22 protein-coding genes are annotated in these 21,547 nt (G+C 56.2%); 10 read left to right on the plus strand and 12 right to left on the minus strand.

The genetic code is table 11. The features are described 5' to 3' along the window. Window positions 1–30 precede the first annotated feature (30 nt). Window positions 31–1,416, plus strand: coding sequence for a DUF4139 domain-containing protein (locus tag ADIMK_RS20965; protein ID WP_036192441.1), 1,386 nt, complete (start codon window positions 31–33; stop codon window positions 1,414–1,416). A 25-nt stretch (window positions 1,417–1,441) separates the two neighbouring features. Here ADIMK_RS20965 and ADIMK_RS20970 read toward each other — a convergent pair whose 3' ends face one another. Both ADIMK_RS20970 and ADIMK_RS20975 read right to left on the minus strand, forming a co-directional pair. Then, window positions 1,442–3,109: a sensor domain-containing diguanylate cyclase gene (locus ADIMK_RS20970; protein ID WP_036192444.1), complete on the minus strand. Its 1,668-nt coding sequence runs from the start codon at window positions 3,107–3,109 to the stop codon at window positions 1,442–1,444. A 129-nt stretch (window positions 3,110–3,238) separates the two neighbouring features. Further along, window positions 3,239–3,730: a tetratricopeptide repeat protein gene (locus ADIMK_RS20975; protein WP_036192447.1), complete on the minus strand. Its 492-nt coding sequence runs from the start codon at window positions 3,728–3,730 to the stop codon at window positions 3,239–3,241. 282 nt (window positions 3,731–4,012) lie between these two features. Between ADIMK_RS20975 and cysK the strand changes: the two genes are divergently transcribed. Then, the gene (gene cysK / locus ADIMK_RS20980; protein WP_036192450.1) at window positions 4,013–4,981 is read left to right on the plus strand and encodes a cysteine synthase A; all 969 of its coding nucleotides are present in this window, start codon (window positions 4,013–4,015) and stop codon (window positions 4,979–4,981) included. A gap of 75 nt (window positions 4,982–5,056) precedes the next feature. Here cysK and ADIMK_RS20985 read toward each other — a convergent pair whose 3' ends face one another. The 3 genes from ADIMK_RS20985 to trpS form a co-directional block, all read right to left on the minus strand. Further along, a complete protein-coding gene (locus tag ADIMK_RS20985) occupies window positions 5,057–5,254 on the minus strand; it encodes a hypothetical protein (RefSeq protein WP_036192453.1) in 198 nt (65 codons plus the stop codon). 158 nt (window positions 5,255–5,412) lie between these two features. Beyond that, the gene (locus tag ADIMK_RS20990; protein ID WP_036192456.1) at window positions 5,413–6,273 is read right to left on the minus strand and encodes a sulfurtransferase; all 861 of its coding nucleotides are present in this window, start codon (window positions 6,271–6,273) and stop codon (window positions 5,413–5,415) included. A 24-nt stretch (window positions 6,274–6,297) separates the two neighbouring features. Then, the gene (gene trpS / locus ADIMK_RS20995; RefSeq protein WP_036192461.1) at window positions 6,298–7,677 is read right to left on the minus strand and encodes a tryptophan--tRNA ligase; all 1,380 of its coding nucleotides are present in this window, start codon (window positions 7,675–7,677) and stop codon (window positions 6,298–6,300) included. A gap of 189 nt (window positions 7,678–7,866) precedes the next feature. Here trpS and ADIMK_RS21000 point away from each other — a divergent pair, with 189 nt between their 5' ends. From ADIMK_RS21000 to ADIMK_RS21015, 4 genes are all read left to right on the plus strand, one after another. Continuing rightward, a complete protein-coding gene (locus ADIMK_RS21000; RefSeq protein WP_036192463.1) occupies window positions 7,867–8,139 on the plus strand; it encodes a hypothetical protein in 273 nt (90 codons plus the stop codon). A gap of 106 nt (window positions 8,140–8,245) precedes the next feature. Beyond that, window positions 8,246–8,485, plus strand: a complete 240-nt coding sequence (locus ADIMK_RS21005; RefSeq protein WP_036192464.1) for a DUF2789 domain-containing protein — start codon at window positions 8,246–8,248, stop codon at window positions 8,483–8,485. A gap of 155 nt (window positions 8,486–8,640) precedes the next feature. Next, window positions 8,641–9,420, plus strand: coding sequence for a peroxide stress protein YaaA (gene yaaA, locus ADIMK_RS21010; protein WP_036192465.1), 780 nt, complete (start codon window positions 8,641–8,643; stop codon window positions 9,418–9,420). A 173-nt stretch (window positions 9,421–9,593) separates the two neighbouring features. After that, window positions 9,594–10,082 (plus strand): tetratricopeptide repeat protein, encoded by a 489-nt coding sequence (locus tag ADIMK_RS21015; protein WP_036192466.1) that lies wholly within the window; start codon window positions 9,594–9,596, stop codon window positions 10,080–10,082. Window position 10,083: 1 nt separating this feature from the next. Here the strand turns inward: ADIMK_RS21015 and panB are convergent, their stop codons facing one another. Further along, window positions 10,084–10,872, minus strand: a complete 789-nt coding sequence (gene panB / locus ADIMK_RS21020; RefSeq protein WP_036192467.1) for a 3-methyl-2-oxobutanoate hydroxymethyltransferase — start codon at window positions 10,870–10,872, stop codon at window positions 10,084–10,086. A 256-nt stretch (window positions 10,873–11,128) separates the two neighbouring features. Between panB and ADIMK_RS21025 the strand changes: the two genes are divergently transcribed. Continuing rightward, window positions 11,129–11,518 (plus strand): group II truncated hemoglobin, encoded by a 390-nt coding sequence (locus ADIMK_RS21025; RefSeq protein ID WP_036192468.1) that lies wholly within the window; start codon window positions 11,129–11,131, stop codon window positions 11,516–11,518. A gap of 65 nt (window positions 11,519–11,583) precedes the next feature. Further along, window positions 11,584–12,945: a D-serine ammonia-lyase gene (dsdA, locus tag ADIMK_RS21030; protein WP_036192469.1), complete on the plus strand. Its 1,362-nt coding sequence runs from the start codon at window positions 11,584–11,586 to the stop codon at window positions 12,943–12,945. 15 nt (window positions 12,946–12,960) lie between these two features. Here the strand turns inward: dsdA and ADIMK_RS21035 are convergent, their stop codons facing one another. The 3 genes from ADIMK_RS21035 to ADIMK_RS21045 form a co-directional block, all read right to left on the minus strand. Further along, window positions 12,961–13,527, minus strand: coding sequence for a GDYXXLXY domain-containing protein (locus ADIMK_RS21035; protein ID WP_051693203.1), 567 nt, complete (start codon window positions 13,525–13,527; stop codon window positions 12,961–12,963). Continuing rightward, window positions 13,520–14,830 (minus strand): DUF2157 domain-containing protein, encoded by a 1,311-nt coding sequence (locus tag ADIMK_RS21040; RefSeq protein ID WP_036192470.1) that lies wholly within the window; start codon window positions 14,828–14,830, stop codon window positions 13,520–13,522. Before ADIMK_RS21040 ends, ADIMK_RS21035 begins: the two co-directional genes overlap by 8 nt. Window positions 14,831–14,908: 78 nt before the next feature. Then, on the minus strand, window positions 14,909–18,361 hold the full coding sequence (locus tag ADIMK_RS21045) for an acyl-[ACP]--phospholipid O-acyltransferase (RefSeq protein WP_036192471.1): 3,453 nt from the start codon (window positions 18,359–18,361) through the stop codon (window positions 14,909–14,911). 151 nt (window positions 18,362–18,512) lie between these two features. Here ADIMK_RS21045 and ADIMK_RS21050 point away from each other — a divergent pair, with 151 nt between their 5' ends. Beyond that, on the plus strand, window positions 18,513–19,247 hold the full coding sequence (locus tag ADIMK_RS21050; protein ID WP_036192472.1) for a helix-turn-helix domain-containing protein: 735 nt from the start codon (window positions 18,513–18,515) through the stop codon (window positions 19,245–19,247). On the opposite strand, the gene ADIMK_RS21055 is transcribed toward ADIMK_RS21050, so the two are convergent. Further along, window positions 19,244–19,756 (minus strand): RNA methyltransferase, encoded by a 513-nt coding sequence (locus ADIMK_RS21055; protein ID WP_036192473.1) that lies wholly within the window; start codon window positions 19,754–19,756, stop codon window positions 19,244–19,246. The two genes, ADIMK_RS21050 and ADIMK_RS21055, sit on opposite strands and share 4 nt — an antisense overlap. Before the next feature lie 160 nt (window positions 19,757–19,916). On the opposite strand from ADIMK_RS21055, the gene ppiC reads away from it, so the two are divergent. Next, window positions 19,917–20,195 carry a peptidylprolyl isomerase PpiC gene (gene ppiC, locus ADIMK_RS21060; protein WP_036192474.1) on the plus strand — a complete coding sequence of 93 codons (279 nt, stop codon included), beginning with the start codon at window positions 19,917–19,919 and terminating at the stop codon, window positions 20,193–20,195. Window positions 20,196–20,249: 54 nt separating this feature from the next. Here ppiC and ADIMK_RS21595 read toward each other — a convergent pair whose 3' ends face one another. Further along, window positions 20,250–20,915 carry a cold shock domain-containing protein gene (locus tag ADIMK_RS21595; protein WP_051693204.1) on the minus strand — a complete coding sequence of 222 codons (666 nt, stop codon included), beginning with the start codon at window positions 20,913–20,915 and terminating at the stop codon, window positions 20,250–20,252. Window positions 20,916–21,045: 130 nt separating this feature from the next. Continuing rightward, window positions 21,046–21,498 carry a hypothetical protein gene (locus ADIMK_RS21070; RefSeq protein WP_036192475.1) on the minus strand — a complete coding sequence of 151 codons (453 nt, stop codon included), beginning with the start codon at window positions 21,496–21,498 and terminating at the stop codon, window positions 21,046–21,048. Between the last annotated feature and the right edge of the window lie 49 nt (window positions 21,499–21,547).

Consider the following 21,547-nt stretch of genomic DNA (forward strand, 5'->3'; position numbering starts at 1 on the left):
GCGGCGACACGACACAGGGGAGTGTACACCATGCTAATCCGCACCTTGGCCGCCGGCACCGCGCTGCTGGTATCAGGCCAGAGCTTTGCTGCCGACCCGTTGCACCTTGCCAACGATGAACTAACGCAACGCCGTTTGATGATTTTCCAGTCAGGCCAGACCCTGTTCAGTGAGCAGTATGCGCTACCCCAAGGCTTCAACGCGCCCCTCATCGAGATAGAGGGTATCAGCCCTCAGCTTCAGCCCGGCTCGGCGCTCGTCAACGGTGCCGGTGCGATTGAGCATATAGCCCTGCTGACACCCAAAAATGGACTACAGGAGCGTCTCAAGGCAGTTGTCGGACAGACGATAACCCTCAAACGCTACGGTGCCGATGGGCAAGCGATATACCGTGAAGCACGCCTGCTGGAGATCAGCAACGGTCAGCTTCTGGTCGAGGACGGCGACAACGTCGAACATCTGGCGCTGAACGGCGACTGGAAACCGCTCCTGCCCAAGCCTGTACGCCACGAGCCCGATAGCCCCTATCTTCAGATCAAGCGGGACGGGCAGACAGAAAAGGCACTGACGCTTAGCTACATGGGAGGCGGTATAAACTGGCAGGCCGACTACTCACTCACGCTCGACGCCAACGACACAACCCTTTCGCTTCAGGCTCAGGCAACGCTGGCCAACCACAGCGGTATAGACCTTCCGCAGAGCCAAATACGCCTGCTCGCCGGACAGGTCAATCAGCCCCAGGGATCGCCTCGTCTGTATATGGCCAAGGCAGCAATGGAGATGGCAGCGGATAGCATGCCCTCAGAGGAGGCATTCGAGGATTACCACCTGTATACCCTGCCCGGCCTGACCGACCTGCCCGCCGGCACGACAACCAGTGTCCCGTTAATGCCGACCCAGACGCTGGACTACAGCAACAGCTACCACTTCCAGATGCCGGTCTACGGCAATGCCCAGCCGGAGACTATTCAGGGGCGGCCGCAACGGGTGATTCGCTTCAACCTGCCGCAGAGCGCGGAGCGCGATACACCGCTGCCCGCCGGCAATGCCCGGGTCTACACATCGGACCCGCAACAGGGCTTGAGCTTCATTGGCGGCCAGTACATTGCCGCCCACGCCGCGGGTGAACAGGTCGAGATGGTGTTAGGCGAAGCTTTCGATATCGGCATTGAACAGACCCAGAGCCTGTACGAGCGTCAGGGCAACACCACACGCACAGGTTATCAGGTGACACTGAGTAATGCGGGCAAGACAGCCAAAAGCATCGAACTGACCGCCAACTTCAACCAGAACTGGAAGATTACCCAAAGCAGCGCACCGGCGAAGACACAGGGCGCTCAGGCAGCATGGACCATTCAGGTTCCGGCTGGCGGAAAAACCACTCTGAGTTATCAGGTGGAGCTGACGCGTCGATAGAAATGGAGGGCTGACGGCAACGCAGTCAGCCCTGCCAGCACATGGTTTGGGGTGACCTATCCTCATGGGCGATCAACCTCAACCGGTGCTGGCGAATATCCCGCTCGATATCATGCGCGCTGCGTGGATGAGCCGCAGTTCCCTTCTCGGCTAACCAGCCAAGCCCCATCCAATTGTTGCGGCCACTGTTTTTGACCGCATACAACGCAAGGTCCGCCACTTTCAGCATCTCCGGCCACTCAGCGGGCGGATTAGAGACCTGTCTGGCGGCGACCGTGTAAAAACCGACAGAACAGGTTATATCGAATGGGGCTTTCTCGGGCCCGAAACGACGCTGGGCCACACTTGAGCAGATGCGCTGCGCAAGCTTTTCGCCGACACTGGCGTCGCAATCCAGACTGATCAGGGCATACTCCTCCCCCCCGGTTCGAATCAGCAGGTCATCGTCACGGCAACACTCCCTGAGTTGCCCGGCAAACTGCTTGATCACCAGATCGCCCACATCGTGGCCGTAAGTGTCGTTCACACTTTTGAACATATCAATATCCATGATCATCAACAGATAACTCTGGCCAGATTGCCAGACCTCGGGCCTCGCCAGATACTGTTCCAGAAAGCGTCGATTCCGTAGTCCAGTCATCGGGTCGGTCAGGCTGGCATCAAGAAACTGATTACGCTCACGTTGCAGCATCTGACGATTCGTCTCGACACTCTTGGCCATCTGCATAAATGTGTTCGCCAGTTCACCCAGCTCATCTTTGCGAGAGTGAGTCTCAAACACCACCGCGCACTGATCGCGACCGAAAGACTCGGCCTGCTCTTTCAGCTCCTCGAGCGGGCGTACAAACATACGGTTGAAGAAGTAATACGCGAACAGGATCGCCAGCAATCCGATCAGGCAAATCGTGATAACCGTGTAGGCAACACTATCAAATGCCTGCTGATAAAACGGTCTTGGCTGAATCAATTCAGCCCGCAAACTTCGGCTATCAGCGTTCGCAACCGGAATGACGAGTTGGGCAAGACTGCGCTCAGCAGATAAAAAACGCACCGTCGCCCCCGCACCGTCTTCAACAAACGATAACTCGAAGGGAAGCTGCAACTGCTCGCGCAGCGCAGCCACCAGATCGCTGCCGATCAATCGGGCCATATAAAATGTTCCGCGCGGGGGCAGGTTTGAGTGACTATCCAGTATAGGATGCGCCGCTAGAAGGAATGCACCGGCATCCGTCAGCATAATGGCGGTTTCCGGCCTCCCGGAGCGACTCATCGCGTAAAGAGGGTTGTGCTCATCGACAAAAGAGGCCGCCAAAAATCCGATCTCGGATGGGTCGACGCTCTCGGAGAACTGCGCCGACACCACTTCACCGCTTGCGGCCTGGATAAGCATCGCATCCACATTGATCGGCTCCATGAAGGAGGGGTCCAGATTGGAGGATGCGTACTCCTCGTTGCGGTCTTGAACAAAGCGGTAGGTGTCATCCCAGACGGCCCAATCGGTCGTCAGTGCCAACAGTCCCTTTTGCTCATGCAGCAAGGACTGCCGGATACGTTCCAGCTCGGTCAACAGTGACTGCTGCTCGAGCGACGCAAGGCGCGGCAACAGCAGATTCTGTACAGTTGCAACCACACCTATGCAGATTGCAGCCAACAGCAGCAGCATACCCATAGTCAGCTTGGCGCGGATCTTCATTTTCGTAAGTATCCCGGTTATTCGCCATGCATCCCCTCGAGTACAGCCACGCACCCACTATCAGCGAATCAGATTTCTGACTCCATTTGGATTCATTTTAACCAGTTATTTACGAATGGTCAGCCTCTTTTACGACTCCTGTACGCCCGGTTTTACATCCGCGCGTCGCTCTATCCAGAGCGCGGCCTGAGCCTTGTCCGGTGCCACACCCAAACCGCCTTCGCTATAGAGTTCTATCATCCGTTTTATCGCCAGCGGATGACCGCGCTCGGCTGCCTTTCGGTAAGCCAGAAGTGCTTTTTCGGGTTCAATCCCGAAGTGATGCTCGAACCCCCGCTCGTGAATACGCCCCATCTGGTAAAGCGCTTTCACATCGCCTTTATCAGCAGAACGTTGCAGGTATATCGCGCCCTGTATGCGGCTGGCCACGCCCTCACCACGAAAATGCAAAAGATGGCCATACACCGATAGCGCCCTGCGGTTGCCATTATCCGCGGCTATTCGAAACAGCTTCATGGCCAGCGTGTGGCGTCTGCGAGACCCCCTGAGAATGGGGCTGCGAAATATTGTATACGCAATCCAGAACAGTAGCGGCGCGATCACCTTCATCACCAGTCGCATGGCATCTCCCTGTGGCAAGCCAACAAAGCATCAATCTACCCCAGAGCTACCTACTACCCAACCCTCTGCGCCGGAAGTGGCCTGCCTTATATTATATGCCAGCGTTTTTTTATAACCTTATGCAAAGTCTGTATGAGCAATGCGAAACAGATTGGGTAAACTGACCATGCCCGCATACCGTTAACGATGCCGACTGGTGCTTTTCAGGCCCTCCGAACAGGGCCTTGTGAAGCCCGTCTCTAAACTCATAGTCAAGACACGACTTCAAGGAAGTGGAGCAATATGAAAATCTACGACGACAACTCCCAAACCATCGGCAATACCCCTCTGGTCCGTCTCAAGCATCTGTGGCCGGCAGGCAACGTTTACGGCAAGGTAGAGTCGCGCAACCCGGCAGGTTCCGTTAAATGCCGTATCGGCGCGAGCATGATCAACGCGGCCGAAGCCAGCGGACAACTCAAGCCGGGCATCACGCTGGTAGAACCGACCAGCGGCAACACCGGTATCGCGCTTGCGTTCGTCGCCGCTGCCAAGGGGTACAAACTGATCCTGACCATGCCCTCCTCCATGTCGCTGGAACGCCGCAAGCTGATGAAAGCCCTGGGTGCTGAAATCCTGCTAACCGAACCTGCCAAGGGGATGAAAGGCGCTATCGCCAAGGCGCAGGAGCTGGTCGACAGTAACCCCAGTGAATACCTGATGTTGCAGCAGTTTGAAAACCCGGCCAACCCGGCTATTCACGAACAAACCACAGGCCCGGAGATCTGGAACGATACCGATGGCCAGATCGACATTCTCGTGGCAGGTGTCGGCACCGGTGGCACCATCAGCGGCGTATCCCGCTATATCAAGGAGACACAGGGCAAGGCAATCACATCCATCGCCGTGGAACCTGTGGACTCACCGGTCATTACGCAGACGCTGAAAGGCGAGGAGCTCAAGCCCTCACCGCACAAGATACAAGGTATTGGCGCAGGCTTCGTGCCGACTAACCTGAAGCTCGATCTGGTCGATGCGGTCGAGCAGGTCGGCAACGATGAAGCGATCGCAACAGCGCGGGAGCTGATGCAGAAAGAGGGTATTCTCGCCGGCATCTCCTGTGGCGCCGCAACCGCCGCCGCACTGCGTGTTGCCGCCCAACCCGAGAACAAGGACAAGATGATTGTCGTGATTCTGCCGGACTCTGGTGAGCGCTATCTTTCCTCTGCGCTGTTTGAAGGCGTATTCAGCGAAAACGAGATGGTGCAGTAAACCCTTTTCCGCCCCTAACGGATACAAAAAAGCCGCGGCGACTGCCACGGCTTTTTTATTTATCTGCGCTGTCGATCAGTGAACAAGTTCACGGATGCGATCGTAGCTTGGAAAAGACTCCAGATTCTCGAAGCAAACGCTGCGATCTTCAGACTTGGTCAGTATGTAACAGGTCGGCTTGTGGGCTTCACCGATATACACACCACCCACTTCATAGTTGTCGCCATCTACACCAAGAATCGCAATTGTCTTCACAGTCCGCTGCATTTCCATACCCACCCCCAGGCTCATTATTTTTTTGTAGTTTAACTACACAATTATAGCCTAGAAGGTAAATATGACAACAAAATGAAGCGCCACCCCATCAAATTGATGAAAATTTAGACAGATTACGCCTTAAATCTAGCGTCGCCCAAGAAAGTGTATGTAATTCAACGACAAGCAGGACCGGTCGCGACCGGGCGCTTCGGATCGCGAATCCACTCGCTCCATGACCCCGCATAAAGCCGGGATCCACTCAAGCCGGCGTGCTCCATCGCCAGCAGATTCACGCAGGCTGTGACACCTGAACCACACATATGCACCACCTGATCGGCAGCTTTTCCCGCCAGAAACGCACTCCACCGACTGCGCAACTGCTCAGCCGGGGCAAAGCGACCGTCCACAAGGTTATCGGTAAACGGCAGGTTATCGGCACCCGGCACGTGGCCTGCCACGGGGTCCAAAGGCTCAACATCACCGCGGAATCGCTCAGGAGCCCGAGCGTCGATCAACAGGCACGCGTCCTGCTCAAGCGCCTGCTGGAGCGCATCGACCGATAACAAAAGGCTCCGTTGCGGTTGCACGGGGGAGTCTGTTGCGAGTGGCGTAATGGGTCGCTCACCCGATTCCACCTCAGCGTCGGCACCGAGCCAGGCTTGCCAGCCACCGTTCAGTACCGCCACGTTGCGATAGCCAAGCCAGCGCAGTAACCACCAGCCACGGGCTGCAAAAGCACCGCCGGATGCGTCATAGAGAACAACCTGACGAGTGGCGCAGGCGCCTGCTGCCCGCAGTTTGGCCTGCAGACAGTCAGGGTCCGGTAGCGGATGCCGCCCGGTCGAGGGTGTAATGGGTGAAGAAAGATCATCTTCTAGATGCAGGTAGAAAGCGCCGGGGATATGCCCTTCGACAAAGGCCCGGGCGCCAGCATCCCTATCGCCCGGCTGGGTCGACAGGGTAAAGCGGCAGTCGAATATCAGGGGGTTGTCCAGCGCCTTGAGCTGGTCGACCTCAATCAGCGTATCGTACATGGACTCCCCCACCCTATTCCTGAATTAGAGGTAAGACGCCAGCTCTTCGCGGAGTATATCGAGCTCATTCTGCGCCTTTTGTTTCGCTTTCTTCTTCAGCTGATCAACTTCAGCGGACTTCTCATCGAGTACACGCTCGGCCTCCACCGATTTGTCATCGGCGCCCGTCACACGATCAATCAGGTGCTGTACCTGCTTGAGAATGGCACGGCGGCGTCCCTCTTCGACACGGGCAAGCTCGTCAGCGCTCTTCTCTTTCTTGGCAGGGCCAGCATCGGCACTCTGCGCCGGTACGTAGGTCAGCGGTCGAATACCGGATGCAATGCGGATCTTTTCAAGGAAGGGCGAGGCATAGGCGCGTGCCTTTTCGGCCCCCTTGTGCAGAACCTGCTCGACATAGCCAAGATCGTTGAGCAACTCGTTGTAGCGCTGTCTCGGCTCACTGAGCTTGGCATCGAGAAACTCGAACAGCTCGCGCTTGGCATCGCCCCAGGCGATACCCTCTTCGTACTTGCGGCGCATCTGCACCTTCTCGTCGGCTGTGGCGAAGTGGCCGTACAGTTGGAACAGCGTGCTGTTATCAGCATCCTTCGGTTCGCCCGGCTCACGCAGATCAGTCTTGATCTTGTTGATCAGAGAGCGCAACTCGTCTGAGGAGCAGAACAATGGAATGGTGTTGTCATAGCTTTTCGACATCTTGCGACCGTCCAGCCCCGGGATCAGCTGGGTCTCTTCATCCACCTGCGCTTCCGGCAGGGTGAAAAGTGGTGCGTAGACGTGGTTGAAACGACCGGCGATGTCGCGCGCCATCTCGATGTGCTGGATCTGATCCTTGCCCACCGGAATGATATCGGCGTTGAACATCAGGATATCGGCCGCCATCAGGATCGGGTAGTTGAACAACCCCATGGTAATGCCGTCATCATCGTCAACTTTGGATGCATTCGAGTGATATGGACATCTTGAGGCAAGCAATTTACAAGGAGTTCCTTTGGATGTTTGAGCTCCACACTTCTGACTACTTTCGACGGCCTTATTTTTTTCTTTGTTGGCATCCACAGCAGCCTTGTAGGCGTGAGCACGGTTCATCAATCCCTTGGAGGTCTGACAGGTGAGCAGCCAGGTCAGCTCGGTAATCTCGGGAATATCGGTCTGGCGGTAGAAGGTTGCCTTGTCGGTATCCAGCCCCAACGCCAGCCAGGTCGCCGCAATCTCGCGAGTGGAGCGCGCAACACGCTCGGGCTCATGACACTTGATCAAGGCGTGGTAATCGGCCAGAAAGAAGAAGCTGTTGAACGCGGGGTTCTCGCTCGCTTCGATAGCCGGTTTGATGGCGCCGAGATAGTTGCCAATATGCGGTGTACCTGTTGTCGTGATACCAGTCAGTACAGTCTTCTTGCTCATCGTCTGCTCTTTAGATCCGTGGCGTCGTTGCAGGCTGTTTGGGTTAGCTGTCAACGGTATGTCGATTGCTGTCGATTTTGTAGGCGGATAATCATACACGATCTGCTACAACGTTTGACCAATGGCGGCTGGCCTCTGCCGGAATGGAGTGATACAACGTAGGCTAAGGCAACGATACAGAGAATAACAATGTCCGATCTTCTTCCCTCTTTGGTGACACTGGCCGGGTTTCTGATTCCCGCCGGTATTCTGCTTAAGCGCCGTCCCGAGCGATCAGCCGGTCACATCGCCCATACCCTGCTGATCGCACTGTTCTGCATGTTCGGCGGGCTGGTATTCGCCGGAGCACTGATCAGCCTGCTCGGCGAAGGCAGCCCCGATCTGCTCAACTCAGGACTGGTCGTCGTTGGTGCTGTACTGTGCGTCTTCGGCCAGCAGTGGCTCGCGCGCAAAAGCAGCTGAGCGACTTTGACAGAGCAAGTGTGCCCACCATACTTAGAGTATCCGGGCGCGGATGCGCTCGGGATTCAGACGCCTGCATAACCTGCACTTACCAAGGAGGCGAACCATGGATACCAGCGCTCATACGCTGAACACACTGTTTGAACAGTTAGGTCTACCCAGCAGCAGCACAGAGATCGAACGCTTTATCGAAACCCATCGCCTGTTTACTCAGGAGATCCCGCTGCATCAAGCCAGCTTCTGGAGCAGCTCTCAGGCCGACTTTCTGAAAGACGCTATCTACTCCGATTCAGACTGGGCTGAAGTGGTCGATGAGCTCAACGCACTGCTGCGCAGCACGCACTGAATAGCCTTTCTGTTTTCGTCACCTAAGCAATGTGCAGGTCGCGCCTGCAGGATAAACCTGCACGCGAGGACCTGCCGTATTCTGACCAACGCTTTTGCCGACTGCCGAGGTTGGGTATTATCGGGGGGCTAATTCATAACTCAGGCCCGATTGTAATGCTGACGCTGATTTCGCCCGCCAAGACACTCGACTATGACTCCCCTCTTGCCACAGAAAAGCACACTACGCCGCGCTTTCTGGAACACTCGGCGGAACTGATCGAGCAACTGCGCCCACTCGCGGTTCAGGATATCGCAGAGCTGATGAAACTGAGCGACAAGCTTGCGAGCCTCAATGTGGCCCGCTACGAGAGCTGGAGCGCGGAACATACGCTGGACAACGCCCGCCCTGCTGTATTGGCCTTCAAGGGTGATGTCTACACGGGACTGGAAGCTGAAGCCTTCAGCGAAGAGGCGTTCGAGTTTGCACAGCAGCACCTGCGCATACTTTCGGGTCTTTATGGCGTCCTACGCCCCCTCGACCTGCTCGAGCCCTATCGACTTGAGATGGGAACCAAGCTCAAGAATACCCGTGGCGATAACCTCTATCAGTTCTGGGGCAATATCATCACCGAATCGCTGCAGGCCGAGCTGAACGAGCAGGCCAATCCGGTGCTGGTCAATCTCGCCTCCAACGAGTACTACAAATCGGTCAAGCCCAAGGCGCTTGGCTGTCGCATCGTCACCCCTGAGTTCAAAGACCTGAAAAACGGCCAGTACAAGATCATCAGCTTTTATGCCAAGAAAGCCAGAGGCCTGATGAGCCGTTACATCATCGAAAACCGTATCGATGAGCCCGAAGCACTGAAAGGGTTTGATCTGGAGGGGTACTACTTCAGCCCTGAGCACTCAGACGGCGATAACTGGGTCTTCCTGCGCGACGCGCCGCCACACTAAACCCCGACATGATGACCGGCCTGCTGACACATCACAGGCCGGTCATGTAACACTAATTCCGTTCTAAAGTACCATCCACGTACCTGTAACCAGCATCTATGTTGAATGGGTCACAGAGGCAGTGCGGCAAGGTGAACCCGCGCTGAAATCTATACCCAACACAGGCCCTTACCATGCGCCGGATACCGACATACCTCCCGCTTCTACTTGCGATCGGCTCTTCACTGGTTATTGCCGACTCAGACACCAGCGATCTGAGCTACGAATCCTATATCAACTCCGACAAACGGCTTAAATGCCTGTACGGCTATGTGGCCGACAAGACCGGCAATCATGAAGCGGCAATCAAGATCTTCGAAGACTGCATAGAACGCTGGAACGATGTCTACTCAATGATCTGGCTGGCCCAGATCTATGAGTCTGGAGTTGGCGTACCGCGTGATCTGGCCTACTCAACGGCACTGATGAAACGTGGTGCCCACACCCAGGACGAAGCGGGATACTCGACTCTGGCGCGCTACCACTACGGCGTTGCGCTTTACGAGGGACGTGGTGTCGAGCAAAACCGACAGGAGGGGATCAAGTGGCTGCGACAGGCTGCCGCCGAGGGGATGGAAGAGGCAGCCGACTATCTCGAAAAAGTCGGTGCCTCTTCCCATTAGCTTATCGCTTGCCGGCAGTACCGGTGAACTGAAGGATGTTGTTCGGGAACTCCATGGTCTCGACCTCGGAGACAAACTCTCTGGCAACCTTCAGGATGGTGCGGCTGGCGTGGGCGTACTGCTTGGAGAACGGCGGCCAGTAGTCACCGAGGCCCATGGCGTCGTTGATCACCAGTACCTGGCCATCGCAGTCGGGACCTGCGCCGATACCGATGGTCGGGATGCGCAGTGACTGGGTGATAGTCAGACCCAGCGTCGCCGGCACATGCTCAATGACCAGCATGAACGCCCCTGCGTCCTGAATGGCCTGCGCTTCATCGATGATGCGCTGAGCATCCTCGCTGGTGTTACCGACCTTTTTGAAGCTCTCGGCAGTCTGTGGCGTGAGGCCCGTGTGCCCCACCACCGGAATCCCGTTGGCAACCAGATGCTTGATCACATCGAGCTTGCCCCCCTCCAGCTTGATGCTGTCGGCGCCAGCCGCCATCAGACGCTTGGCACTGGCCAGCGCGATCTCCGGATTGGCATCGGTCAGGTAGGGCAGATCACCGATGATATGGGTATCTTTTGCCCCGCGGCGAACCGCGCCAATGTGATACTCCATATGTTCGATGGTCACGTCGCGTGTGCTCTCGAACCCCATTTCAACCATGCCCACCGTATCGCCAACCAGGATCACTGGTACTCCGGCTTCCTCTATGCCACGGGCCACCGGGCATGTATAGGCAGTCAGCATCGGGATTGGTTTGACTCCCTTGCGCTGAATGAAGTCGTTTGCGCTCAGTTTCATAACCGGACTCCTGTTATTCAGTCCTGTAAGTGAGTTCCCTCAGCGGGAGGTGCAGTGTAGTGAAAACTGCACCGGCGGCGTTTTTAGACTTTAGTCTAATGACGAACTCTTTTTGGTTATGACGGAACCTTGACCGGCGTCAGTATCGCCTCAGATTCGCGCCCCTGAAGCATTGCTGCTCGTCTGACCTGACGACACACTCCAAGAGTTCCCGTGAACGGGCACCCACGACAATAACGACGAGAGAAACCTGGCCATGACCGATTACTCAGCCTACTCCACCCCCTACGAAGTGCTTGGTGAACAGAAGATCCGCGAGCTGACCAGCGCCTTCTACGACATCATGGACAGCCTGCCGGAAGCCGCTGGCATTCGCGCCATGCACAAGGCCGACCTGAATCCAATGCGGGAGCGCCTTGCTGAATACCTGATCGGCTGGTTGGGCGGCCCTCAGATCTATGCCGAAAAATATGGCAGCGTCTGTATGACCGGCCCCCACAAAGGCTACGCCATCGGCGAATCGGAGCGTGACCAGTGGCTGCTGTGCATGCACAAGGCACTGGAAACGGTCGAGGTGGAACCTCAATTACGCGAGATGCTCAAGGAGCCGCTATTCGCCATTGCGGACATGGTGCGCAACCGTTGAGTGTCCTGAGCTGTTTTCTGGTCTAATCTCCTAGCCTGTTCAAACTGAAGATCAAGGTTAGGTATATGGCAGACTCCCCCGTTAACGACTGGATCGCCGCTGCTAACGACGATCCAGTACTGAGAAGCCTGCGACAGTGTCGCGAGCAGCTGTGGATAAACCCTAAGCGCAGCGCGTTCGAACGCGTGAAACAGCAGTTACCGCTGAGCTTCTCCGATATTGAGGACGCCTCAGCACGGCTGGAGCGCTTCGCCGGCTACTTCTCGGTCGCCTTTCCGGAAACCGCCGCACGCGATGGCATCATCGAATCGGAGCTTGTCCGTGTGGATAAGGCCGCGAAACTGATCGCCGAGTTTCTGCACAGCGATGTGCCGGACAACCTGCTGATCAAGTGCGACAGCCACCTGCCGATCTCCGGCTCGATCAAGGCTCGCGGCGGCATCTACGAGGTGCTGCTGTACGCCGAGCAATTGGCACTTGAGCACGGCCTGCTCCAGCTCGGTGACGACTACAGTTGTTTTGCCTCCGAACCCTTCCGCCAGCTGTTTGCCCAACACAGCATCGCGGTGGGCTCCACCGGTAACCTGGGGCTCAGCATCGGCATCATCAGCGCCAAGCTAGGCTTCAAGGTGACGGTGCATATGTCCGCCGATGCGCGGGAGTGGAAAAAAGCGCTGCTGCGCTCGAAGGGTGTCAATGTGGTCGAGCACCCATCCGACTACAGCGTCGCAGTGGCACAGGGGCGGCAGGAGGCGCTGAATACGCCGGGTTGCCACTTTATCGATGACGAGGACTCCACCTCGCTGTTCCTCGGCTACAGCGTCGCCGCGCTTCGCCTGAAGCGACAGCTGGCGGAACAGAACATTCCGGTGGACGCCGAGCACCCGTTGATCGTTTACCTGCCCTGCGGGGTTGGTGGCGGCCCCGGCGGTATCGCCTTTGGCCTCAAGCATGTGTTCGGCGATGCCGTACACTGCTTCTTTGCAGAGCCCACGCATTCCCCCTGCATGTTGCTGGGGATGCACTCAAGGTTGCACAACGACATCAGCGTGCAGGATATCGGGCTGGACAACCGCACCTGCGCCGACGGACTTGCCGTGGGGAGAGCCTCCGCCTTCGTCGGTCAGGTGATGGAGCCGCTGCTGGACGGTATCTACACCCTCAGTGACGAGCGGATGTACGCGCTGGTCACCCTGCTCACCGACAGCGAAAAACTTGCGGTAGAACCCTCCGCCACGGCGGGTCTGCCCGGCTTCGCCTGGTTGATGAACTCAAACCAGGAGACGCTCGAAGTACTGGGCCTGGCATCGTCGCTGCACAACGCCACCCATATCGCCTGGGCCACCGGCGGCAACATGGTGCCGGTGGATGAGATGGCCAAGTACTACGCGCTGGGTGTAGAGGCGCTTAAGCAGTTCAAGTTCTAGCAGTTCAAGTACGCCTCACCCCTCACAGCCGCCCTCGCACAGCAGATCGGCGATGGCGGCTTTGCCACTGTCGAGCAGGTAGACCTGCGCCCAGGCCTCCTTCTCGCGTACCGCCGACTGCGCCGCCAGCGCCTTCTGCTTCGGCATGAAAAACGCCTCGATGCCGTACTCGATACGGTAAACCTCGCCACCGGCCCAGCGCACCCGACCGCGGATAAACGGCCCCTGCTGTGGCGGCTCATGCAGCAGCGCGCTGGCCACGTGGTAGCGCCCCTCAGGTTTCAGCGCCACATAGACCGGCTGATGGCGGCGGAATGGTTCAGTTGCCAGATCGCGCTCGACGGTGGAGATGGCGTAGTTCAGCCGCACATAGTTGCCCCGAAACAGGCTGCGCGGGTCGATCGGTTCGGTTTTCAGCAATATAGGCTGGCCATACTTTAGCGGCCAGATGGAACTGACATACTCGGTGCCCAGCACCGCCAGTTGCAACAGCAGCGTCAGCACTAAACCGGCAGAGATCATCCATTTACCGCTCAACGCGGGCTTGCTGGTGGTATCAAACCTATAGGTCGCCTCAAGCATGGTCACTGCCCTCCTGCAGATGTTTGCGCCAGAAGCGTGCTGCGCCAAACAGTACGCCGGCCGCTGCCATGAACAGCAGCGCCCCGCCGATGTACTCGCCAATCAGATCGAAGTAGCGCAACAGCGCCGTCAGCAGCAAGACGCCAACGCCGGTGTAGAAAAAGTGGGTCACGGCATCCTCGACGCCACGTCGAATCAGCCAGATACCGGTTACCACTAACAGCAGGTTGGTCGCTACGGCCAGCGCCAGCGGATCCAGCCACCGTTGCTGCACACACAGGGCTGCCAGCGTGAAGAAGGCGCCATTTAGCAGCAAAGGTGCCGAGGCGTTGCGTCCTGAGGGTCGCGCCAGCGCACAGCCGCCCAGAGTCCCCAGCGCCAGCAGCAGTGGGTTAAACACACCGAGCAGGTAGTCACCGCGCAACAGGTCGCGCCAGAAATCGTCGTAGCTGAGGATTAGTAGGGTGAGGATGGCACCGCGCAACAGATACAGATGCAGCAGCTGGCCATAGTCCCTGATCAGCGGCTCACGACTGCGCATCAACCACCAGGCGCTACCCGCCATCACCAGACCCAGCGCCACCGTGAGTGGCACCTGATCGGCAAAACCGTCGTAGTGATACCAATCGCCAGCCGCCCAGGCCAACAGCAGGTTGAGCCAGGTCACAAGCCCTGCCAGCGCCGCCAAGAAGATCAGCGCCGAACGCCTGTAAGTCCATACCAGCCACAGACAAGCCAGAGAGAACAATGGATAACTGGCGGGAAAAAATCCGGTCTGGGCCTCGGTAATCATCCACAGCGTGGCCAGCGCCAATACCTGCAGCGCGATCAACCGCGAGCGGGTTACAAATAGTAGCGGCAGCACACCCAGCGCCCACCAATAGATGCCATCGGGGTAGTGCTCGCCCAGATGGTAGATCTGCGCGATCAGCATGATCGACGCGCCATAACTGATGCCGCCGAAGAACAGCCAGAGCACACCGGGCCGGTAGCGCTCGCGCAGCAGCTGCCACCCGCCGGTCAGGTTGATCACGACAGTGCCACCGATCAGCCCCAGCATCCGCACCATACGCGGGATCTCGTCCCAGTTGTGGGACAGAATCAGAATCAGCGCCAACCCTGCAAACAGCGCGGCCAGCGCGGTCAGCACGTAATAGCCGAACGAACTGCCCCGTCCGTCCGCCAGCCGCGCACCGTAGCGCGCCAGAATCGCTTCGCCCTGCACAGGCTCGATCAGGCCATCGCCGACCCAGTCGTTCACCTCGCGGGCCAGATCCCTCTTGAATAATCGTAGAATTCGCATGGCGTTACCGTGTCCATTTACGTAAAGGGTGAGTGAGCAGGGGGGAACCCACAGGATTCCGCCCCCACTACGCAGTGCTTATGCGGCGAGTCTTTTCAGCCCGGCGAAGTCGATTTTGCCGCTGCCAAGCTTGGGCAGCGCTTCCACTTCGATAATCTCGGAGGGGATCATCAGCGGATTGATACCTCGGTCGATCAGACGCTGGCGCAATGTTTCAGGATCGGCACCGGGGGTGATGAGCAGCACCACCCGCTCGCCCTTCTTGTCATCCTTCACATTCGTAGCGGCGAACTCGATCTCTTCGTTATCCACCACCTCACGAACGGCAGCTTCCACTGCACCGAGACTGATCATCTCGCCACCGATCTTGGCGAAACGGGAGTAGCGATCAACGATGGTCAGGAAACCATCTTCATCGACATGGCCCTTGTCACCGGTCTTATACCAACGGCGTCCATCCAGCTCGATAATCGCATCGGAGGTTTTCTCTTCGTTCTTCAGATAGCCCAGCATCACCTGCCCGCCTGAGATCAGAATAAGGCCGTCCTCGCCCGCCGCAAGCGTTTCGTAACTGTTTGGGTCGACAATGCGGAAGCAGCTCCCCGGCAGCGGCAAGCCGACAGTGCCCTGCTTCTGTCCCTGCTGAACCTTCCATGTAGTCGGATCGATAGCGTCGGGAATATTCACGCTGGCCACCGGCGCGGTTTCAGTGGCGCCGTACCCCTCGTAGATCGTCTTCTTGAACTTCAGCTCGAACCCTTCACGCACATCGGCGGTCAGCTTCTCGGCGCCGGCCACCACTACGCGCAGGGAATCCAGCATCATCGGCTGCACCTTGCGGTTGCGGGTATACAGGCGCAGGAAGGTCGCGGTGCCACACAGTATGGTGCCGTGATACTGATAGATCGCCTTGGCCACATTCAGCGCATCGGTAGGGTCCGGGTGGCACACCGCCGGAATCCCCTCCACCATCGGTAGCAGGCTGTTGACGGTGAGACCAAAGGAGTGGAATAGCGGCAGCGTTGCCATCATCACGTCGTCATCGCGGGTGTTGAGTACATCACTGATCTGCTTGATATTGCCCATCAGGTTACGGTGGGTCAGTACCACACCCTTGGGTGTGCCCTCACTACCGCTGGAGAACAGGATCTGCGCGGGGCTGTCCAGATCCACCGGTTTACCGTTAAGGCGGTAGAGCCAGGAGGCAGGCAGCACAATCGCCGCCAGTAGATGGCGCAGCAATCGGGGCCGGCTCATGCGCTCTTTAAGCTCCTCCAGATACACCACCCGTGTACCGGCAAGCATCCTGTCCAGATCGATCCCCTTACCGGTCAGCTTTCGGGCAAACCGGGACGAGGTATATACCGTCTTGATCTCACCGGCGGCGATCGCCGCCTGTACCGCCTCAACCCCCGCCGTGAAGTTCAGGTTTACCGCCGTCTGGCCATTGAGCATCACCGCCAGATTCGCCATTACGCCCCCTGCGCTGGCTGGCAATACCAACGCCACCTGCTGTTCGCGCTTGCGTGGGCTGATTTTTCGCATCGCCTGAGCGATGGCGGTGGTTCCGGCAATCACCCGGGCATTGCTGTACTCACCCCCACTGGAGTCGATCAGGCTGATCGCACGCAGATCGGATTTAGCTTGCTTCAACCAGGCCAGCGGCAGGGTTTCGAGCTGGGCGGTATAGCCCTCCCAAGCGGTGATCGACAGCTCGGACACCTTCTGTTTCAGCTGATCGGCCTTGGTGTCCAGCGGCAACGGTTCACCGAAAGCAACAATCACATTGCGCTTGGAGCCCCCCGACGTATTCTCGCGCAGCTTCTCGCTATGGGAGCGGGACAAACGGCTGCCCCAGAGCCCGCGCAGATAGAAGGGTACTATTGCGCCCTTTTCCACGCCTTCGACAGTACGTTCATAGCCCGACTTGAACTCACCCAACTGGCCGGTGCGGCTGATGCCGCCCTCCGGAAACAGGCACACCACCTCACCTTTTTTCAGTGATTCGTTGACGCTGGCCAGCGCTTCACGACTACTGCCGGAGCTGATCGGGATCGCACCAAACGCCTTCAGGAACGGCTTCAGATACCAGGTATCGTAGTAGTTGCGCGCCATGACAAAGCGAATCTCACGCGGGCAGGCGATCTGCACCATCGCCCAATCGACCCAACTGATGTGATTACCCAGCAGCAGCACCCCGCCCTCTTTAGGAAGATGTTCGAAGCCGATCACGTTGACCCGGTAAACACGCTTCATCAGCGCACCGATCACGATCCGCACCAGCGATTGCGGCAGTTGGTAAATAGTGTAGAGGGCCCCGCCGATGGCAGTGAACGCCAGCAGATAGAGCAGCCCTTCGCTATCGAACCCGGCCAGCGAGAACAGCACCGCCAGCGCGAGAAACCCGATCATGCAGATGTTCTGCACCCAGTTGTTGCCCGCCAACACCGTACCCAGACGGGACGGGCGCGCGCTGTACTGAATCAGCGCATTCAGGGGCACAATGAAGAAACCACCGCACACACCCAGCAGCAAAAACAGCAACCCAATGGCTGTGACGCTGGCAAGCGAGGGCAATACCAACAGCGCGGCAGAAATACCGATTGCCCCCACTGGAATCAGGCCCAGCTCCAGATAGTGGCGCGAAAGGCGCCCGGCAATCACCGAGCCCAGCACAATACCCACACCGGTGGCCGCCAACAGGCCCTGAATCACCACCGTGTTGGTTTCACCCAGTGTTGCCTTTGCATAGGCCGGAAACGCCGCCAGCACCACCTGCGAGATCGCCCAGAACAGCGACAGCCCCACAATCGACAGCCAGATCGCGCGGCTGGAGTGGATCGCCCGCATGTTTCTGCGCAAATAGCGACCACTTACATACGCGCCCAACACCAGCGACTTTCGCTCATCGCCAGCGCGTTTTGCCGGCAGGCATCCCGCCACCAGCCACTCAACCAGCGACAAGCCCACCAGTGCAAAACCCAGCGGCGCGATACCGGCAATAATCGCATTAGCGGAATCAAACGTGGGCAGATAGAAGTGCTCGAACAGCGCCGAAAAGATAAAGGTACCGGCCAGAATCGACACGATGGTCACCGCCTGTACCCAGGCATTACCCTCAGCCAGATGCTCATCCCCGACCAACTCGCGGATATAGCCGTACTTTGCCGGTGAGTAGAACGCACTTTGAATCGACAGCAGCAACGTCAGGCCAAAGGCGACCTCAAACCAGCCATTGAAATAACTCCAGGTGATCAGCACCGTACCGGCCACGGCCGCGAGCGCACCGTAACGCAGCACCTTTTGCTTGGGGAAACGGTCAGAAAGAAAACCTGCCGGGGTAAACAGCAGGATAAACGGCAACAGGATCAGGCCGTTGATAATCGCCGTAAGCATCACCTGCGTCTCGCCATCCCAGGTTTTGAAGATGGTGTTCTGAATCACGATTTTGTGCCCGAGATCGACAAAGGCGTTGAGAAACACCACGACGATATAGGGCAAAAAGCCTTTCATTGCGCTGAGCTTATTCATGACCGTTTCCGCTGGTTTCGGTTAAAGACCGCCCAAATCTCGCGCCGCGGCGTTTTATGCGCAACCTTTAATAGCAATGTCGAATCATCATCACCAAAAGGTATCGCATTATGATACCTTCTGACACAAATCCCGACGTCGGACAGCCCCCATGGCCAAACAGACCAAAGCCCTGATCGCCACACTCAAACGCGCCCTTAAAGCCCACGGCACAACCTACGCTGAGGTTGCCAAAGCGCTGGGTCTGTCGGAAGCGAGCGTCAAACGCCTCTTTTCGACCTATCAGTTATCCTTAGACCGCCTGGACGAGATCTGCCAACTGATCGGCATGGAGATATCCGATCTGGTCAAACAGATGGACGAGCATGACGGCCGAATTGAACGCCTGAGTGTCGAGCAGGAGCGCGAAATCGCCAACGACCTCACCCTGCTGCTGATCACCGTGTGTGTCCTTAACCGTTGGACACTCGACGACATCCTGCGCGTACATAAGCTGGATAAGCACAGCTGCATCCAGAAACTGGCCCATCTGGACCGATTGAAAATCATCGACCTGCTTCCCAAAAACCGGATAAAGCTGAAGATTGCCGCCAACTTCAACTGGATCGAAAACGGCCCGATCCAACAGTTTTTCCAGCAACGCATCGCCGCCGAATACTTCAGCACCCGCTTTCAGGGCGAGGACGAATCTCTGCTGGTGTTAAACGGCATGTTGTCGAAATCGTCCAATCAGGCGTTTCAGCGCCGCATGCAGCGACTGGCGCGGGAGTTTGAAGAGTTCAACCGAGAGGATGTGGCGCTCGATTTCGACAAGCGCCACGGGGCCACCGTCATCATTGCGATTCGCGGGTGGCGCTATGGATTATTCAAAGATGGCGTCGTTTAACCCCTGACAACCAGACGATTATTCACATCACGACTGGATTTAACGTGCTCGATATCGTCGATCTCCAGATCGGCCTTGGCCAGCCGGTCATACAGTAAAACGTTTACACTGGCCGCCAGATTCATGCAGCCGATCGTCGGCACGTACACCACGTGATCGGCCTTATCCACAACCGCCTGCGCAATCGAGCCATCTTCAGGGCCGAAGATATAGATCGCCCGTTCGGGGTGGGTAAAGCCCGGCAAAGGCTCGGCGCCCTCCGCCAGCTCGACACACACCACCTGCATATCGCCGGGCAGATCGATCAACAGATCATCCACCTGCGTCAGCGGCACAGAGCTGTTGATATTTTTGGTATCGGTACTGTATTTCGCTGCCCGCGGAAAACGCTCGCCGGTATAGCGCACTTCGCTGGCCTGATAGCAGCCGGCGGCACGCAACACAGCCCCCACATTGGTGGGGCTTTTGGGATTCGATAACCCTATAAACACCAAACTCTGATTCGACACCGGCAGCCACTCCGCTCATACAGTTGCAGGGCTACATCATACCCTCTGCCACCTGTGAGCTCTATCGCGCTTGAGGTGACACGGCACATGCGGTGCGCCGCAACGCGGTTTATTGATAGAATACCGTGGTTAATTTTTGACCCGATCAGCGAGAAACAACGTGGCTACAGCGGCAGCACTACACATACTGGTAAAGACCGAAAAAGAAGCACTGGACATACTCGACCAGCTAAAGAAGGGCAAAAAATTCGAGGCCCTGGCCAAACGCTACTCCATCTGCCCCTCAGGCAAGCGCGGCGGCGACCTCGGCGAGTTTCATCGCGGCGACATGGTTAAACCGTTTGACGACGTTGTGTTCAAACGCCCTTTGCTGAAAGTACACGGCCCAATCAAAACCCGCTTCGGTTACCACCTGATCAAGACATTGTACCGGAGTTGATGGGGACGATACTGCAAAGCAGCGATCGAATTTAGATTTTTATGGAATTAGTCTTCACGCTAACCACTGATATAAACCCATACAACCTAAAATCGGAACAACCGTTAAAAGCACCAGAACACCGAGACAACCGCGCCCCTGACTTTGCATCGATTGCTTATCTTGATTCGGGTTATCCTTCAGCCACTGAAAGTGGCATGCACTGCAGTAAAGTTTAACAAAGCCATTGTTCCAGGCTTTTATTGTGCGCGAGTCATGCTCTGAAATTTTTCTACACCGCGAGCAATGGAATGTTTTATCCTTCGGCTTTTTCTGACGGTTTATAACTAAAAAAGCGATCACTGCAGGCACACTAAAAAACCATGATTTTTCGACAGATCCCGTGCGATAAAACTCGAAACCCGTAGCAAGAATGGAGACTGAAATCACTAAATATGAAACAAAGTCAACAGCATCTTTCTTGGGCGGCTCAACTCGTATTGAACGTGATCTAGCTGATGAGCTGCTGTCTTTCCTCACCCCATCGATTACAACCGACTTCGCCTTTTTCCTCTTCTGTGAGTCAAGCATTGATTCGTAAAATACACTGTCTCCAACTTGAGGTCTGCGAGCATCCGTTTTTACGCTAGAGACGTGGAAAAACACTTTTTCAGAACCGTCATCAGGTTGAATGAACCCAAACCCCTTTTCATCCATCCACTGTACTATTTTGCCTTTCATAAGTACTGTTACTCCTTACTAGGAACTGAGCCGCGATCAACGGGCTGGATAATCATATATCCCCTAGCTCTCTCTGCGTCAATCCGACGCCTAAGCGTTTATTATTAAGTTAATTTAAGCGACTTTACAATCACCAAATACTACAATCACTAATATCTCTACTTATAATTAAATCAACGTATTTATTGAATAACTTTATATCTACCGAGTACCACGCCTTACTATAAGCAAATAATTTTGTTTTATTTTCATAATCAAAAAACTTTAAATAACCTGTTCCTCCCTTTACTGAATTACCAAAAATTATTGACTTGAAATCATCTCCCCCATCTATTTTTACGTCAAAATATGATACACTACTTACCACACCCATGCCGGGAACAAAATTAATAGTTTTAGCACCTGATTTCCCATAACACTTTGCCAAACCTTCAATCGCGATTTTCATATTATCATCGACATCACCATCCAATAACGCTTCTCTTTTATCCTTATGACCATCTATTAAAGACTGCGGTGTAAAAGGTGCACAACCCACTATAAAAAATTCTACAGCCATGACTAGTGATATTAGATTTTTCATATGACGAAATACAACCTAAAAAAATAATTATATGTGATAATTCCATATT

This window comes from Marinobacterium lacunae, assembly GCF_000705555.1.
In the GTDB taxonomy this organism is placed as follows: Bacteria; Pseudomonadota; Gammaproteobacteria; order Pseudomonadales; family Balneatricaceae; genus Marinobacterium_D; species Marinobacterium_D lacunae.

Bases quoted from the DNA above. Each gene is read 5' to 3' on its own strand.
- ADIMK_RS20965 (WP_036192441.1), top strand. From the start codon at position 31: ATGCTAATCCGCACCTTGGCCGCCGGCACCGCGCTGCTGGTATCAGGC.
- ADIMK_RS20970 (WP_036192444.1), bottom strand. From the start codon at position 3,109: ATGAAGATCCGCGCCAAGCTGACTATGGGTATGCTGCTGCTGTTGGCT.
- ADIMK_RS20975 (WP_036192447.1), bottom strand. From the start codon at position 3,730: ATGCGACTGGTGATGAAGGTGATCGCGCCGCTACTGTTCTGGATTGCG.
- cysK (WP_036192450.1), top strand. From the start codon at position 4,013: ATGAAAATCTACGACGACAACTCCCAAACCATCGGCAATACCCCTCTG.
- ADIMK_RS20985 (WP_036192453.1), bottom strand. From the start codon at position 5,254: ATGGAAATGCAGCGGACTGTGAAGACAATTGCGATTCTTGGTGTAGAT.
- ADIMK_RS20990 (WP_036192456.1), bottom strand. From the start codon at position 6,273: ATGTACGATACGCTGATTGAGGTCGACCAGCTCAAGGCGCTGGACAAC.
- trpS (WP_036192461.1), bottom strand. From the start codon at position 7,677: ATGAGCAAGAAGACTGTACTGACTGGTATCACGACAACAGGTACACCG.
- ADIMK_RS21000 (WP_036192463.1), top strand. From the start codon at position 7,867: ATGTCCGATCTTCTTCCCTCTTTGGTGACACTGGCCGGGTTTCTGATT.
- ADIMK_RS21005 (WP_036192464.1), top strand. From the start codon at position 8,246: ATGGATACCAGCGCTCATACGCTGAACACACTGTTTGAACAGTTAGGT.
- yaaA (WP_036192465.1), top strand. From the start codon at position 8,641: ATGCTGACGCTGATTTCGCCCGCCAAGACACTCGACTATGACTCCCCT.
- ADIMK_RS21015 (WP_036192466.1), top strand. From the start codon at position 9,594: ATGCGCCGGATACCGACATACCTCCCGCTTCTACTTGCGATCGGCTCT.
- panB (WP_036192467.1), bottom strand. From the start codon at position 10,872: ATGAAACTGAGCGCAAACGACTTCATTCAGCGCAAGGGAGTCAAACCA.
- ADIMK_RS21025 (WP_036192468.1), top strand. From the start codon at position 11,129: ATGACCGATTACTCAGCCTACTCCACCCCCTACGAAGTGCTTGGTGAA.
- dsdA (WP_036192469.1), top strand. From the start codon at position 11,584: ATGGCAGACTCCCCCGTTAACGACTGGATCGCCGCTGCTAACGACGAT.
- ADIMK_RS21035 (WP_051693203.1), bottom strand. From the start codon at position 13,527: ATGCTTGAGGCGACCTATAGGTTTGATACCACCAGCAAGCCCGCGTTG.
- ADIMK_RS21040 (WP_036192470.1), bottom strand. From the start codon at position 14,830: ATGCGAATTCTACGATTATTCAAGAGGGATCTGGCCCGCGAGGTGAAC.
- ADIMK_RS21045 (WP_036192471.1), bottom strand. From the start codon at position 18,361: ATGAATAAGCTCAGCGCAATGAAAGGCTTTTTGCCCTATATCGTCGTG.
- ADIMK_RS21050 (WP_036192472.1), top strand. From the start codon at position 18,513: ATGGCCAAACAGACCAAAGCCCTGATCGCCACACTCAAACGCGCCCTT.
- ADIMK_RS21595 (WP_051693204.1), bottom strand. From the start codon at position 20,915: ATGAAAGGCAAAATAGTACAGTGGATGGATGAAAAGGGGTTTGGGTTC.
- ADIMK_RS21070 (WP_036192475.1), bottom strand. From the start codon at position 21,498: ATGAAAAATCTAATATCACTAGTCATGGCTGTAGAATTTTTTATAGTG.